Raw genomic sequence first — 14,750 nt, 5'->3', positions numbered from 1 at the left:
TAGCGTGACTCCCGACGGGCAGAGAGGCCCCCACGGCCTCTCGCCACCTGCATTCGCTCGGCCCCGGCCGGGACTCCCACACCTCCTCTCCCCATGTCGCTTCAGACTCCCCGCACGCCGCGGGCCCTCGGGCAAGCGCGACGCCTCGCCGCCCTGCTGGTCCTCCTCCTCGCACCCGGCCTCGCCGCCGCCCAGACGGGCGTCCTCGCCGGGACCGTCGTCGACGGTGACTTCGGGGGCGGGCTCCCCGGCGCCAGCATCCTCGTCGTCGAGCAGGGCACCGGCGCCGCGACCACCATCGACGGCGAGTACCGGATCGACCGGCTGCCGGTCGGGTCGTACACGGTCCGCTACTCGTTCGTGGGCTACGCGACGCAGGTCGTGACGGGCGTCGAGATCGCCGCCGGGCAGACGCAGACGATCAACATCACGCTGACGACCGACGCCACGCTCGCGGAGGTCATCGTCGAGGCGGAGGAGATCATCGCGACCAACAGCGAGGCCGGCCTGCTGCGCGTCCGCGCGCGGGCGGCGCAGGTGTCGGACGCCATCTCGGCCGAGACCATCGCCCAGAGCGGCGCCTCCGACGCCGGCGACGCCATGGAGCGCGTCACCGGCGCGAGCGTCCAGGGCGGCCAGTATGTCTTCGTGCGCGGCCTCGGCGATCGCTACGCCAACACGCAGCTCAACGGCGCCGTCCTCCCCACCGCCGACCCCGACCGCCGGGCCGTCCAGTTCGACCTCTTCCCGGCGGGCTTCCTGGAGAACATCGTCACGCTGAAGACCTTTACGCCGGACAAGCCGGGCAGCTTCTCCGGCGGCCTCGTCGACATCACGACGCGCTCCTTCCCGGACGCGTTCTCGTCCTCGATCTCGGTCTCGTCCGGCTTCTCGACCGAGGCGATCCCGGGCGACGCGTTCCTCGTGGACCCGGTGCAGGGCGTCAGCCCGTTCCGGTTCGGCGCGGGGGACCTCGCCATCCCGGACCTGCTCGCGAACACGCCGCGCGAAGCGTTCACCCGCCCGACGACCCGCCTCGACGGGCCCGACGGGCCGGGCACCGGGCCGCTCGTCCGCCAGGACGCCGCCGCCTCGGCCGCGCTCAACGACCTCTCGAACGCGCTCACCCCGATGGTGGCGCCCTCGGAGGGGACCATCCCCGTCACGGGCAGCTTCTCGGCCTCCATCGGCGACCGGATCCCGCTGGGCGGGAACGCGCTCGGCTACATCGTCGGGCTGACGGCCGACCAGGGCGCGAGCTACTACGACAACGGCACCCTGTCGCGCGTCGACCTGACCGGCCGCGACGCGACCTCTGGCCTCGTGTCCGTCGACACGACGCAGTTCCGGACGGACCGCCGCGCGACGCAGTCGGCCACGATCGGCGGCATCGCGAACCTCGCGTACCGGCTCGGCAGCACCAACGAGATCGCGCTCAACACGCTCTTCAGCCACGTCACCGAGAGCGAGGCGCGGACGCTCGATGGCGTCGACAACGTGCTCGGCGAGGGCACGCCGGTGACCGACATCGTGACGGGCTACACCGAGCGGACGCTCACCTCGGCACAGCTCCGCGGCGAGCACGTCGCCCCGCGCCTCGGCAACCTGGAGGTCGACTGGCGCGCCAACGTCGCGCGGACGCTCCTCGACCAGCCGGACCTCCGCCAGGCGGCCATCCGCGCCTCCGAGCGTGAGGACGACGACGGCACCGTCACCACGGCCTACTCGCTCGTCGGCACGCCGCCCGGACCGCAGCGCTACTTCCGTGACCTCGACGAGCAGCTCGCCAGCGGTGCGCTCGACCTGACGCTCCCCTTCCGCGCCTTCGGCAGCGGGGCGCAGCTCAAGGTGGGCGGCCTGGCCGAGCGCACCGACCGCGGCTACAACGAGCGGTTCTTCTTCTACGAACTCGACCGCGGCGTCGCCCTGGGCGGCACCGACGGCACCGCCCTGGGCGCCTATCTCTCGCCCGACAACGTCGGCGTGGTGGACACCCGCACCAACAGCGCCGGCGAGATCACGCGCTACGAGTTCGGCCACTTCCTCGTTGACGCGACGCGCGACCAGAACCAGTACGACGGCCAGTTCGACGTCGGCGCGGCCTACGGCATGGCCGAGGTCGGCCTGGGCCGCCTCCGGCTGATCGCGGGCGCCCGCTTCGAAGCCTCCCGCCTGTTCGTCGCCTCGCAGGCCCTCGCCGCCGACGACACGCCCGAGGACCAGCGCGTCACGCTCGACGGCACCGACTACCTCGGCACCGACCGGCGCTACACCGACGTGCTGCCGTCGCTCAACGTGGTCCTCGGCCTCTCCGACCGGATGAACCTGCGCGCCGCCGCGACCCGCACGCTCGCCCGGCCGACGTTCCGCGAGATCGCCCCGGTCACGACCTACGACTTCACCTCCGACGGCGCCCTGCAGGGCAACCCGGGCCTGGAGAGGACGCTCATCACCAACCTCGACCTCCGCTGGGAGTGGTTCAACGCGCCCGGCCAGATCCTCGCCGTCAGCGGTTACTACAAGCGGCTGACCAACCCCATCGAGCGCGTCATCACGGACGCCGAGAACGGCGCCACGTCGTACGCCAACGTGGACCAGGCGGACGTCCTGGGAGCGGAGTTCGAGGTCCGCCAGCGGCTCGCCCTCTTCGGCCTCGGCGGCGTGCTCGGCGAGCGCCTCTCGCTGGGGGCGAACCTCTCGCTGACCGCGTCCAGCATCACGATCTCGGACCGCGAGCTGGAGGCCCGCCGCGAGCTCAACCCGAACGCGTCCGACACGCGCGACCTCCAGGGCCAGAGCCCCTACCTGCTCAACGCGAACCTGACCTACGACGACGCCCTCCGCGGCACCTCCGCGGGCGTCTTCTTCAACGTCTCCGGCCCGCGCCTGTCGCGCGTCGGCAACCCCCTGCCGGACGTCTACGAGCGGCCCTCGCCGCAGCTCGACCTGACGGCCTCGCAGCAGCTCTTCGGGCGGTTCACGCTCAAGGGCTCGGTCAAGAACCTCCTCGGCTCGACGTACCGCGAGGCCTACGACGTGAGCGGCCTCACGCTCAACGGCGTCACCGAGGTCTCGCCCTTCCTCGAGTACGCCCGCGGGACCTCGTTCTCGCTCGGCATCTCCGTCAACCCGTCCTTCGGGATCGGGTCGGCGGCGTCCATCCCCGCTCCCGGTGCCTCCACCGGCGCTCCCCTCGGCTCAGACGACTAGTCCGGGCCCTCTCCTCCCCCTTCTCGTCCCATGCTTCGCTTCGCTACGACCGCCGCCCTGGCGCTCCTGATCGCCTTCCCGGCGCTGGCCCAGGCCCCGACCGCCACGGTCTCGTCCGACATCACCACCAACACGACGTGGACCACGGGCGGGGTCTACCTCCTCGACGGCCTCATCTTCGTCCGCCCCGGCGTCACGCTGACCATCCAGGAGGGAGTCGTGGTCAAGGGCAAGGCCGTGCCGAGCGCCAGCACCGGCGACCTCGCCTCCGGCCTCGTCGTCATGGTCGACGCCGACCTCATCGCGAACGGCTCGGCCGAGGCGCCCATCATCATGACGGCCGAGGCGGACAACGTGGACGACCCGAACGACCTCGGGCCGGACGACCGCTCCGAGTGGGGCGGCCTGATCGTGCTCGGCCGCGCGACCACCAACTCGACGCCTGCCATCAACAACATCGAGGGCGTCCCGGCCTCGGACGACACACGCTTCGGCTGCGACGGCACCACGTTCGTCTGTGACGACGACGACTCGTCGGGCTCGATCCGCTACGTCTCGGTCCGCCACGGCGGCTTCGGCTTCGAGCCCGACTCCGAGATCAACGGCATGACGTTCGGCGCGGTCGGCCGCGGGACGGTCATCGAGTACGTCGAGGTGTACGCCAACTCGGACGACGCCTTCGAGTTCTTCGGCGGCACGGCCCAGGCCAAGTGGCTCGTCGGCGCCTTCTCCGGTGACGACACGTTCGACACGGATCGCGGCTTCCGCGGCAAGTTCCAGTTCGGCCTCTCGATCAACAACCCGGGCAACGACGCCGGGCGCTGCTTCGAGAACGACGGCGGCGTCTCCAGCCTCGGCGGCGAGGATGCGACCCCGTTCTCGAACCCGGTCTACTCCAACATCACCTGCATCGGCGCCGGTATCGGCGCCGACGACACCCAGCTCGGCGAGGACGGCAACTCGGCCGCCATGCAGCTCCGCGACAACACGGGCGGGCGGATCTACAACTCGATCTTCACCGACTACCCCGGCTCGGCGCTCAACCTGGAGGCCCTCTCCTCCGGCGAGGACACCGAGAACCGCTTCGGCAGCAACGTCGAGGGCACCGACGACCTGATCATCGCCAACAACCTGTTCTTCGGGTTCGGCGCAGGGACCACGTTCGCCGACCTCGTGGACGACGACTCGGACAACAGCGCCGCGCGCCAGCAGGCCATCGAGGCCGCCGTGGCCGGGGCGAACGCCATCGCCGACCCCCAGCTGGCCAACGTCGACCGTGAGTCCGGGCTCGACCCGCGCCCGCTCGCCGCAGGTGCGGCCGCCACCGGCGCGTCGTTCACGGGCAACGCCCTCGCGGGCGACGCCTTCTTCACGCCGGTCGACTACCGCGGCGCCTTCGCGCCGACCTCGTCGGCCGGGGACGCGTCCAACGCGACGTGGCTCGGTGGGTGGACGGCGCTCTACCAGAACGGCACGCTTTCGGGCCAGTCGGTCGCCACGGCCGGTGGCCCCGCAGCCGCGGCCTTCGCGCTCTCCGTGGGTCCGAACCCGACGCGCGGGGACGCGACGGTGCGCTTCTCGCTCGACCGTGCCCAGCGCGTCCAGATCGCGCTCTACGACGTGGTCGGCCGTCGGGTCGCCGTCGTCGCCGAGGGCACGTTCGGCGCGGGCGACGCGACCGCCTCGGTCGCCACGGCGGACCTCCCCGCGGGCGTCTACGTCCTCCGCCTCCAGGGCGAGGACGCCGCGGCGACGCGCACGGTGACCGTGATCCGCTAGCCTCGAACCTCGGCCGCGGTGGCCCGTCACTCGCCGCGACTGAGCCAGAGCGCCGGCCCTCTGTGGGAGGGGGCCGGCGCTCGCTCGTTTGGCACGCTCCCCCTGTCTCGGTGCCGAGGCGGGGATCGGGTCGAGGCGCCGTCGCATGGGCGCCACCGAGGCCCGGCGGGCCCTGTCGCCCGACACGGTAGCGTAACGCTCCGGTCGCACTCGGGTTATCCGTTTCCAGGGCGTGAGGGCCACTTTGGAAGCCTCCCCCCCGGATCCCGAATGACGACCTACCGGACGATCTTCCTGTCCGACCTCCACCTCGGCATGCGCGGCTGCCAGGCCGACCGCGTGCTCGACTTTGTCCGCCAGCACGACGCCGAGCGCTGGGTGCTCGTCGGCGACATCGTCGACGGCTGGGCGCTGGCGCGGTCCTGGAACTGGACCCAGGCCCACAACGACGTGGTGCAGAAGCTGCTCCGGGAGGTCCGCAAGGGCGCCGAGATGGTCTACGTGCCCGGCAACCACGACGGCGCCGCTCGCCAGTTCGCCGGGCTCACGTTCGGCGGCATCCTCGTCCAGCGCGAGTGGATCCACCGGACGGCCGACGGGCGGCGCCTGCTGGTGCTCCACGGCGACGAGTTCGACGGCGTCGTGCGGCTGGCCCCGTGGCTGAGCACGGTCGGCGCGCGGGCCTACGAACTGTCGCTGGCGCTCAACACGGTCGTGGCGCACGTCCGCGAGCGGATGGGGCGGCCGTACTGGTCGCTGGCCGCCGCCCTCAAGGACCGGACGAAGAAGGCCCTCCAGTACGTGGACCGGTTCGAGGAGGCCGTCGCCGCGCTGGCCGCCGAGCGGGGCGTCGACGGGGTCGTGTGCGGCCACATCCACCGGCCCGAGGTGCGCGAGATCGCGACCGGCGACCGGACGACGCTCTACGCCAACTGCGGCGACTGGGTCGAGAACTGCACCGCGCTGGTCGAGCACCACGACGGCCGCCTGGAGATCGTCCGCTGGACGGGCGTCCTCACGCCCACGGTGGCGACCCGCGGGGACGGCCTCGCCCACTCCTTGCCGCCCCGCCTCGCGCTCGCCGCCGAGGCGGCCGGGGTCGGCCTCCCGCTCGCCCTGACGGACCGATGACGCCCGCCCCGCTGCGCGTCCTCTTCGCCGTCCAGGGCGAGGGGCGCGGTCACCTCACGCAGGCGCTCGCGCTGGCCGCCATGCTGCGCCGCCGCGGCCACCAGGTCGTCGGCGCGCTGGCGGGCACGAGCCGCTGGGGCGACGTGCCGGACTTCTTCCGCCGCGACCTCGGCGCGCGCGTCGAGACGGTCGAGAGCCCCGGCTTCGTGGCCGACGGCGACGGCCGGATCCGCCCGCTGGCGACGCTGGCCGTCAACCTGTGGCACGCGCGGCGCTACGCGCCCAGCCTGGACCGCATCACGGCGACCCTCGACCGCCTCGAACCGGACGTGGTGGTCAACTTCTACGAGGGGTTGATGGGCCTCCACGCGGTCCTGCGCGGCACCGACGCGCCCGTCGTGGCGGTCGGGCACCAGTTCATGACCGACCACCCGGAGTACCCGCTCCTGCCCGGCCAGCCACTCCAGCGCGTCGCCATGCAGGGCTACACGGCGTTGGTCGGCTCCGGCGCCGCGAGCCGGCTCGCGCTCTCCTTCTACGACGCCCCGGACCACGGCGCCACGCGCGTGACGCCGCCCCTGCTCCGCCCTCAGTTGGCCACCCTCGCCGACGTGCCCTGCGACGGCTCGATCCTCGTCTACCTGATGGAGCCCGCGATGGCCCCTCAGCTGGTCGCCTGGAGCGACCGTCACCCGGAGGTCCGGATCCACACGTTCGCGGCGATGGCGCCACACGCCCACAGCCCGTCGCTCACCTTCCACGGACTCAGCGGAACGGCCTTCCTCCAGCGGATGGCGGCGGCCCGCGGCGTCGTCTGCACGGCGGGCTTCGAGACCGTCTCCGAGGCGATGTGGCTCGGCACGCCCGCTCTCATGGTGCCGACGCCGGGCCACTACGAGCAGCGCTGCAACGCCGTCGACGCCGAGGCCGTCGGCGCGGGCGTCCGGTCGGACGTGCTCGACCTCGACCCGCTGCTGGCCCTCCTCGACGGCCCGGCGCCAGACCCCACATCGTTCCGGGCGTGGGTGGCGAAGGCCGAGGCCCGCGCCGTCGGCGCCATCGAGGAGGCCGCCGGACGCTCCCCCGTCGGCGGCGACGGCGCGGGCGACGGCCAGCGAACGGCCGACGTGCCGACGGTCCGCCCCGCGCGACGTTCGGGCGTCTGACCGCCCCCGCCTCGGGGCGCCCCCCGAGGCGGGAGGGACCGGGTCAGAACAGGTCGCCCGAGCCCGGCATGTCGTCGAAGCCACCCTTCGGGTCGGGGCCGTACTCGTTGGGTCCCGCATCGCCCTCCAGCACGAAGAAGTAGATCAGGACGAGGTTGACCAGCGGGATCAGAGCCAGCAGTGCGAGCCAGCCTGTCCGCCCGGTGTCGTGGAGGCGTCGCACGCCCAGGCCGATGGACGGCAGCATCACGGCCAGCGAGTAGAGCATCGAGACGATCGAGGCCAGCGAGTCGGAGACGACACCCACGACGATCGTGATGACGATCGAGATCGCGAAGTTGATCAGCGCGAACATCCAGAACTCCTTCCGGCGCGCGCGACCTTCGAAGTCGAAGTAGTGGTTCTGAAGGACGTTGAGGTACCAATCCATGGCAGCGGTGGGTGGGTGAGGGAAAAAGCGGCCGGGGCCACAATGGAGATACGGCAAAGGGCGCGTATGGCAAGCACACGCCCCGATCGGGAGCCCAGCGCGCGGCGCGCGCCGGTACCTTTCGGACCTTCCTCCGCCCCGCTCCGATGTCGCAGATCCCGTCCACGGGCACGCCCCAGTCGCTCCCCGCCGACCCCGAGATCACGCCCGCCCTCGCTACCGAGCACGGCCTCACCGACGACGAGTACGCCCGCGTCCTCGACATCCTCGGACGGACACCGACCTATGCCGAGCTCGGCATCTACTCGGTCATGTGGTCCGAGCACTGCTCGTACAAGAACTCGATCGCGCTCCTGAAGACGCTCCCGCGCGACGGCGAGAAGCTGCTGGCCGCTGCGGGCGACGAGAACGCCGGGCTGGTCGACATCGGCGACGGGCTGGCGGTGGCGTTCAAGATCGAGAGCCACAACCACCCGTCGGCCGTCGAGCCCTACCAGGGTGCCGCGACGGGCGTCGGCGGCATCCAGCGGGACATCTTCACGATGGGCGCGCGGCCGATCGCGAGCCTCAACTCGCTCCGCTTCGGGAGCCTGGACAACCCGCGCGTCCGGTTCCTGTTCGACGGCGTCGTGCGCGGCATCGGCGGCTACGGCAACTCGTTCGGCGTGCCGACCGTCGGCGGCGAGGTCGTGTTCGACCCGGCCTACGAGGGCAACCCGCTGGTCAACGCCATGTCGGTCGGCATCGTCAAGGTGGGCGAGACTGTCAGCGCGACCGCCGAGGGCGTCGGCAACCCCGTGTTCATCGTCGGCAGTGCGACCGGCCGCGACGGCATTCACGGTGCCACGTTCGCCTCGGTCGAGCTGTCGGAGGACTCGGACGCGATGCGCCCCAACGTCCAGGTGGGCGACCCGTTCACCGAGAAGCTGCTGCTGGAGGCGACGCTGGAGGCCATCCGGACCGGCGCGGTCGTCGGGATGCAGGACATGGGCGCGGCGGGCATCACGTGCTCGTCGTGCGAGATGAGCGAGAAGGGCGGCGTCGGGATGGACCTCCAGCTGGAGAAGACGCCCCAGCGCGAGACCGGCATGACGCCCTACGAGATTCTGCTCTCGGAGAGCCAGGAGCGGATGCTGGTGGTGGTCGAGAAAGGCCGCGAGGCCGAGGTCGAGGCCGTCTTCGAGAAGTGGGACCTGCACGCGGTCCAGATCGGCGTCGTCACCGACACGGAGCGCGTCCGCGTGTTCTGGCACGGCGACCTGGTGGTCGACGTCCCGGCGGAGTCGCTGGTGCTGGGCGGCGGCGCGCCGGTCTACCACCGCGAGACCTCCCGCCCGACCTACCTCGACCGGACCCAGACCGCCGACCTCGGCGCGATCCCGGACGTGACCGAGGAGACGGCCGGCGACACGCTCGTCGCGCTGATGGGCGCGCCCAACATCGCGTCCAAGCGCTGGGTGTTCGAGCAGTACGACACCGAGGTGCGCACCAACACGGTCGCCGGGCCCGGCCCGACCGACGCGGCGGTGATCCGCCTCAAGGGCACGACCGGAAGCGAGGGCGGCGAGCGCGGGCTGGCGATGAAGACCGACTGCAACGGCCGCTACGTCTACCTCAACCCGCGCCGCGGAGGTCGGATCGCGGTCGCCGAGGCGGCGCGCAACGTCGTCTGCGCGGGCGGCGAGCCGCTGGCCGTCACCAACTGCCTCAACTTCGGCAACCCCTACAAGCCGGAGGTCTACTGGCAGTTCACCGAGGCCGTCGGCGGGATGGGCGACGCCTGCCGCGCCTTCGAGACGCCGGTCACGGGCGGCAACGTGAGCTTCTACAACGAGAACCCGGACAGCGCCATCTTCCCGACGCCCACCATCGGGATGGTCGGGCTCGTGGCGGACGTCGAGGCGCACACGACGACGGCGGCCTTCGCCGCCCCCGACGACGTGCTGATGCTCGTCTCCCCGGCCGGCTGGTGGCAGACGGGCGGCATCGAGGGCAGCGAGCTGCTCGCGACCGTCCACGGCCGCACCGAGGGCGACGCGCCCCACCTCGACCTCGACGAGGAGCGCGCCATCCAGGCCGCCGTGCTGGCCGCCATCCGCGCCGGGCTCGTCCGCAGCGCCCACGACGTGGCCGACGGCGGGCTGGCGGTTTCGCTGGCCGAGTCGTGCGTCTTCGCCGGCCTGGGCGCCGAGGTGGCCCTCCCCGACTCGGGCGCCCGGCTCGACGCCGTCCTGTTCGGCGAGGCCCAGAGCCGCATCGTGCTCTCCGTCGCCCCCGACGACGCCGAGGCAGTCCGCGCCCTGGTCGCCGAGCACGGCGCGCAGGCGACGCCCATCGGCACCGTCACCGATGGCGGGCTCGTGATCTCGGTCGGCGCCGAGCGCGTGGTGGACGTAGCGGTCGAGGCCCTCCGCGAGCCCTACGACACGGCCATCCCGCGCGCCATGGGCGAGGCCGTCGCGGCGGTCTAGCGCGGGGTGACCTCACCAAAGGATCCGGAGTACGCCGCCACCGTGCGCCTCCTGCGCGGGGAGGCCCGCCTCGGCCCCCCGTTCGACCGGCTGGCCGCCGCCGTCGAGGCGACCTGGGGCGTGCGCGTGGTCAACGTCGTCCACGACCGGTCCCTCCACGGGCGCCCGCGGCTCCAGGTCCTCGTCTGGGACGAGGACGATGTGGTGCCCTTCCGGGACGGCGCCGGATTCGACCGGGAGGCCCAGGCCGCCATCGCGGACCGCTTCAAGAGCCTCCTCGGCTGGGCCTCACGCCTCCGCTACTCCACCACCGACCTGTTCGTGGTGTTCGCCGCGTTCGCTCCGCTCGCCCGGTGGGAGGCGGTCGGCCGCGTGACCGAGGCGGACCTGGAGGCCCGCATCCGGGACGCGGGCGTGCCCGACTTGTGGGGCGTCAAGACGTGCTTCGACGGGATCGTCGTGTTCGTCCACACCGACGCCCAGGTGACCGAGGCCGAGGCTCGAAGGGAGGCATGCGTGGCCGCCGTCCTCGACCTGCTCGGGCCGCACGACCCGTTCGGGGTGCTCACCCCCGACACCCTCCGGCTCTCGTTCGACTCGAAGGAGCGGTTCGACCGGGACTTCGGCGGGAGTTGGTTCGGATACTGGCGCTGACCCGAGCTACGCCAGGGCCTCTGCCGTCTGCGGCGCCTCCGTCGGCGTCGCGTCGCCGCGCGGGAGCACCACCGTCACGGCCGTGCCCGCGCGCCACCGGCTCTCGACGGACACCGTGCCGCCCATCAGGTGGACGAGCCGCTGCGTGATCGCCAGACCGAAGCCCTGTCCCTGCCCCGGCGACTTGAACCCGTCGAACAACGTCGCCATGGCCGCCTCAGGGATGCCGATGCCCGTGTCGATGACGCGGATCGCGACCGCGTCGGCGTCGGCGTCGACCTCCACGGTCACACTCCCGACCTCGGTGTAGCGGACCGCGTTGCCCACGAGGTGAGCGAGGATGCGGCCCAGCGCGTCGGCGTCGAGCGTAGCGGGTAGGGACGCGGCGAGGGGCTCGACAGTCAGCGTCAGGCCCTGCGCCTCGGCCTGCGGGCGGGCCTGCTCGATGGCGCTCTCGACGGCCGCGACCACGTCCAGCGACGCCGGGCGCAGCGTCTCGCGCCGGGCGTCGAGCGTGGCGAGGTCCAGCACCGAGTCGAGCGTCGAGAGCAGCCGCTGCCCGCCCGCCGCGATGGCGTCCACCAGGCCGCGCTGGCTCTCGTCGACCTCGTCGCGCAGGATCTCCGTGAAGCCGACCACCGAGGTCAGCGGCGTCCGGATCTCGTGGCTCATCGACGCCAGGAACTGGCTGCGGACGCGCGCCGCTTCCTCGGCCTCGTCGCGAGCCGCCACGAGCGCCGCCTCCCGAGCCCGCCGCGCGCCCACGTCGCGCCCGACCGACACCGCCCGCCGCGCACCGTCCTCCCCGACGAGGCGGGACGCGAGGTCGAGCAGGATCGGGTCGCCGCTGGGGCCGCTCACGCGGATGTCGGACCGCGCCTGCCCGTCGGCCTCCAGCGCGGCGAGGTGACGGCGGAGCATCGCCCGGTCGGCCACGGCGACGGCGTCGAGCAGAGAGAGCGACGGCGTGTCGGTCGCCACGCAGAGCACGGCCCGGCCCGCGGCGTTGACGCGGAGCGCCCCCCCGTCGGTGTCGTGGAGGAGCATCACGTCCGCGGCCTCATCGAACAGGCGGCGGTGGAGTGCGTCCGAAGCCTCCACTGCGGCCCGCGCCCGGCACTCCCGCGTGCGGACGACCCACCCGGCGGCAGCGGCTCCCACGAGCAGACCGAGGGCGACGCCCAGCCCGGCCGCGAGGTCGGGCGAGAGCGAGAGGAGGGCGAGGAGGCCGGGCGAAGAGGCGGTCATGATCAGGCAGGGACGCCGAAGGCGGGAACGGAAGGCGACACAGCGGGCGGGCCGAGCGCAGGCGGCGCGGGGATCTGGGGGATCGGGCCGGGCTCGTCAGGGGCATTGTCGATGGGAGCCTGCATCGGGAGCGCGACCTCGAAGAGCGTCCCCTCGCCCTTGCGGCTCCAGACGCGGATGTCGCCGCCCATCAGGTCGGTCAGCCGCTTCGTGATGGCCAGCCCGAGGCCGGTGCCCTCGAAGTCGCGGCCGTGGCCGTCGGACTCCTGCTTGAAGGCCTCGAAGAGCTCGGGCAGAAACTCCTCCGAGATGCCAACGCCTGTGTCCTGGACGCGGATGGCGAAGAACTCGGGCGCCACGTGAAGCGTCACGCGGACCTCGCCACGCTCCGTGAACTTGATCGCGTTGCCGACGAGGTTGGTCACCACGCGGCTCAGCGACGAGGCAGAGTGCACCGCGGGCACCGCCGCCGACGACGACTGCAGATGGAGCCCGATGCCCTTCTGCTGCGCCAGCGGCGCCAGCAGCGACACCGAGTCGCGCACGAGGGCCGCCACGTCGATGGGCTCGGGCACGATGCCGGCCCGCTCGGCGTCGAGGCGAGCGAAGTCGAGGATGTCGTTGAGCGTGTCGAGCAGGCGCTGCCCGCCCGTGCGGATCGTGTCAGCGTACTCGTAGAGATCCTCGGGGACCTCCTCGCGGAGAATGTCGGCGAAGCCGAGGATGGCCGTCAGCGGGGTCCGGATCTCGTGGCTCATGTTGGCCAGGATGGACGTCTTGAGCCGGGCGGCCTCCTCGGCCTGCTCGCGGGCCCCCTCGGCAGCCGAGATGGCCGTCAGCAGGCCGTGCTCGTAGGCGCGCCGCTCGGTCACGTTTCGCGCGACCGACACGAACGTCCGCCCCTCGCGGAGGCGGCGCGTCACGATCTCGTACGGCACGCGCGAGCCGTCAGGCCGGGACAGCTCCATCACCCCCGAGGCGGCTCCCTTCTGGTCCGCCTCGGCGAGGTGGGCCGAGGCCTCGTCCTCGTCGGCCAGTTCTGAGAGACGCACCGGTCGTCCGTCCGCCCGGTCGCCGTTGACGTCGATGCCGAAGGCGCGCTGCGCGGAGCGGTTGGCCTCGACCACCTCGCCCCCGCGCTCCACGTCGAGCACCATCACCGGGTCGGCGGCGGCGTTGAAGAGGTGGCCGTAGCGGACCTCGGAGGCGTGGAGGGCTTCCGACCGGCGCCGCACCTGGCGGCGCAGCAGGCTCGCCCACAGGATGGCCAGGAGGAGAAGCCCCATCGCCCCGATCACGCCGTAGCGGTACTCCGTCGGCGAGAGGCCCGCCTTCTTGATGTCGCCGTCGACGAGCGGGTAGACGACGTACGAGCCCGTGTAGGGTGGCGCCGTGTCGTACTGCGCGGCCACGCCCCGCACGCGGACGTAGTCCCCGACCTGGATCGCCCCGAACGTCACGGGCGACGGGCGGAGCGTATAGGCATAGATCTGAACGAGGTCCGTGCCGCTCAGGATGAGCATGAAGCGCCCGCCCTGCTGGTCGTCCATCTGCAGCACTCGTCCCTCGACCAGCACGAGTTCGCCCTCGTGCCCCTCGATGTCCGGCCCCTCGCCCCCTCGGGGGTTCTCGACCCAGTCCAGATGGGTCGGCTCGACGGTCCGCGTCGGGCCCGGAATGGAGCGGACCTGGGGGTCCACGATCTCGAGCATCCCATCGCGGAACCCGACCGTGCCCGAGACCCGGACGCTGTCCCCGGTCAGCACCCGGTCGCCGTCCTGGGGGAGCGCCAGCCGGACGCCCGCGGTCCCGTCCTGGATGTAGACCTCGTTGAGATTCGACCGGAGCAGGCCGCTCCCGACCGTGACGCGCCCCGCCACCGTCACCGCGTCGCCGACCCGGTCGGGCACCGAGTCGCCGTCGCCGTCGACCCGGAGCGACCGGATCGCATCCAGCGAACGCTCGGCCGCCTGGGGCGCTCTCGCCTGCGCGAACGCAGCCTGGCCCGCCACGCAGAAGCAGGCGAGCAAGGCGAACCGGATGACCGATGCAGGCACGAGAGGCACGAAGAGTGGCGGGACGGCTCCGGTATCGTCGGCGCTCGCGCGACTCTATAGCCGCGGGACGCGCGTCGGCGGCCTCGCCGGTCACAGCGCCGCGCACGCCCCGTAGCTTGACGCGTCGGCTCCGGGTAAGGACACGCGCCTCTCACCCCGTCCGTCCCCTGATGAACCCCGGTGCGCCCGGATCGTATTCCCCCCACGACTGACTCTCCCCCCACTGCTATGTCTACCCCTGTCACCGGCACCGACGCCAACTTCGACGCCGAAGTCCTGAACAGCGACCAGCCCGTCCTGGTCGACTTCTGGGCCACCTGGTGCGGCCCCTGCCGCACGATCGCCCCCACCATCGAGGAGATCGCCTCCGAGTACGACGGCAAGGCCAAGGTGGTCAAGCTGGACGTCGATCACAACCCGATGACGGCGCAGAAGTACGGCATCCGCTCGATCCCCTCGCTGCTGTTCTTCAAGGACGGTCGCCCGGTCGACCAGATGGTCGGCGTGGTGCCGAAGAAGGTGCTCGCTGGCAAGCTCGACGCCCTCGCCGCGCAGACGGCCTAGCCGCCCCCCTCGCGCACATCGACCCCCGGGGGCGCCGCAG

General features: G+C 72.3%; 10 protein-coding genes. 7 read left to right on the top strand and 3 right to left on the bottom strand.

Going from position 1 to position 14,750, the window contains the following annotated elements; all coding sequences use genetic code 11:
- Positions 1-93 precede the first annotated feature (93 nt).
- From B1759_RS12650 to B1759_RS12635, 4 genes are all read left to right on the top strand, one after another.
- Entirely contained in the window at positions 94-3,210 is a 3,117-nt protein-coding gene (locus B1759_RS12650) for a TonB-dependent receptor (protein WP_095515438.1), read from the top strand.
- 30 nt (positions 3,211-3,240) lie between these two features.
- Complete coding sequence (locus tag B1759_RS12645) at positions 3,241-4,989, top strand: T9SS type A sorting domain-containing protein (RefSeq protein WP_095515437.1); 1,749 nt, start codon at positions 3,241-3,243, stop codon at positions 4,987-4,989.
- A gap of 270 nt (positions 4,990-5,259) precedes the next feature.
- On the top strand, positions 5,260-6,120 hold the full coding sequence (locus B1759_RS12640) for a UDP-2,3-diacylglucosamine diphosphatase (RefSeq protein ID WP_095515436.1): 861 nt from the start codon (positions 5,260-5,262) through the stop codon (positions 6,118-6,120).
- The gene (locus B1759_RS12635) at positions 6,117-7,286 is read left to right on the top strand and encodes a glycosyltransferase family protein (RefSeq protein ID WP_095515435.1); all 1,170 of its coding nucleotides are present in this window, start codon (positions 6,117-6,119) and stop codon (positions 7,284-7,286) included. Before B1759_RS12640 ends, B1759_RS12635 begins: the two co-directional genes overlap by 4 nt.
- 43 nt (positions 7,287-7,329) lie before the next feature.
- Here B1759_RS12635 and B1759_RS12630 read toward each other — a convergent pair whose 3' ends face one another.
- The gene (locus B1759_RS12630) at positions 7,330-7,716 is read right to left on the bottom strand and encodes a DUF805 domain-containing protein (protein ID WP_095515434.1); all 387 of its coding nucleotides are present in this window, start codon (positions 7,714-7,716) and stop codon (positions 7,330-7,332) included.
- Positions 7,717-7,862: 146 nt separating this feature from the next.
- Between B1759_RS12630 and purL the strand changes: the two genes are divergently transcribed.
- On the top strand, positions 7,863-10,187 hold the full coding sequence (gene purL / locus B1759_RS12625) for a phosphoribosylformylglycinamidine synthase subunit PurL (protein ID WP_095515433.1): 2,325 nt from the start codon (positions 7,863-7,865) through the stop codon (positions 10,185-10,187).
- 42 nt (positions 10,188-10,229) lie between these two features.
- Positions 10,230-10,841 (top strand): hypothetical protein, encoded by a 612-nt coding sequence (locus tag B1759_RS12620; protein ID WP_095515432.1) that lies wholly within the window; start codon positions 10,230-10,232, stop codon positions 10,839-10,841.
- A gap of 6 nt (positions 10,842-10,847) precedes the next feature.
- Here B1759_RS12620 and B1759_RS12615 read toward each other — a convergent pair whose 3' ends face one another.
- Both B1759_RS12615 and B1759_RS12610 read right to left on the bottom strand, forming a co-directional pair.
- Positions 10,848-12,089: a HAMP domain-containing sensor histidine kinase gene (locus B1759_RS12615; protein WP_095515431.1), complete on the bottom strand. Its 1,242-nt coding sequence runs from the start codon at positions 12,087-12,089 to the stop codon at positions 10,848-10,850.
- Between the two features lie 2 nt (positions 12,090-12,091).
- Complete coding sequence (locus tag B1759_RS12610; RefSeq protein ID WP_095515430.1) at positions 12,092-14,155, bottom strand: ATP-binding protein; 2,064 nt, start codon at positions 14,153-14,155, stop codon at positions 12,092-12,094.
- Between the two features lie 219 nt (positions 14,156-14,374).
- On the opposite strand from B1759_RS12610, the gene trxA reads away from it, so the two are divergent.
- Positions 14,375-14,710: a thioredoxin gene (gene trxA, locus B1759_RS12605; protein WP_095515429.1), complete on the top strand. Its 336-nt coding sequence runs from the start codon at positions 14,375-14,377 to the stop codon at positions 14,708-14,710.
- Positions 14,711-14,750: the final 40 nt, after the last annotated feature.

The sequence above is a fragment of the Rubrivirga sp. SAORIC476 genome (assembly GCF_002283555.1).
Classification (GTDB): Bacteria; Bacteroidota; Rhodothermia; order Rhodothermales; family Rubricoccaceae; genus Rubrivirga.
This window is presented reverse-complemented; position numbering and strand designations above follow the sequence as displayed.

What these genes read in the sequence shown, in the direction of transcription:
- B1759_RS12650 (WP_095515438.1), top strand. Translation starts at nt 94, where the DNA reads ATGTCGCTTCAGACTCCCCGCACGCCGCGGGCCCTCGGGCAAGCGCGA.
- B1759_RS12615 (WP_095515431.1), bottom strand. Translation starts at nt 12,089, where the DNA reads ATGACCGCCTCTTCGCCCGGCCTCCTCGCCCTCCTCTCGCTCTCGCCC.
- B1759_RS12645 (WP_095515437.1), top strand. Translation starts at nt 3,241, where the DNA reads ATGCTTCGCTTCGCTACGACCGCCGCCCTGGCGCTCCTGATCGCCTTC.
- purL (WP_095515433.1), top strand. Translation starts at nt 7,863, where the DNA reads ATGTCGCAGATCCCGTCCACGGGCACGCCCCAGTCGCTCCCCGCCGAC.
- trxA (WP_095515429.1), top strand. Translation starts at nt 14,375, where the DNA reads ATGTCTACCCCTGTCACCGGCACCGACGCCAACTTCGACGCCGAAGTC.
- B1759_RS12635 (WP_095515435.1), top strand. Translation starts at nt 6,117, where the DNA reads ATGACGCCCGCCCCGCTGCGCGTCCTCTTCGCCGTCCAGGGCGAGGGG.
- B1759_RS12640 (WP_095515436.1), top strand. Translation starts at nt 5,260, where the DNA reads ATGACGACCTACCGGACGATCTTCCTGTCCGACCTCCACCTCGGCATG.
- B1759_RS12630 (WP_095515434.1), bottom strand. Translation starts at nt 7,716, where the DNA reads ATGGATTGGTACCTCAACGTCCTTCAGAACCACTACTTCGACTTCGAA.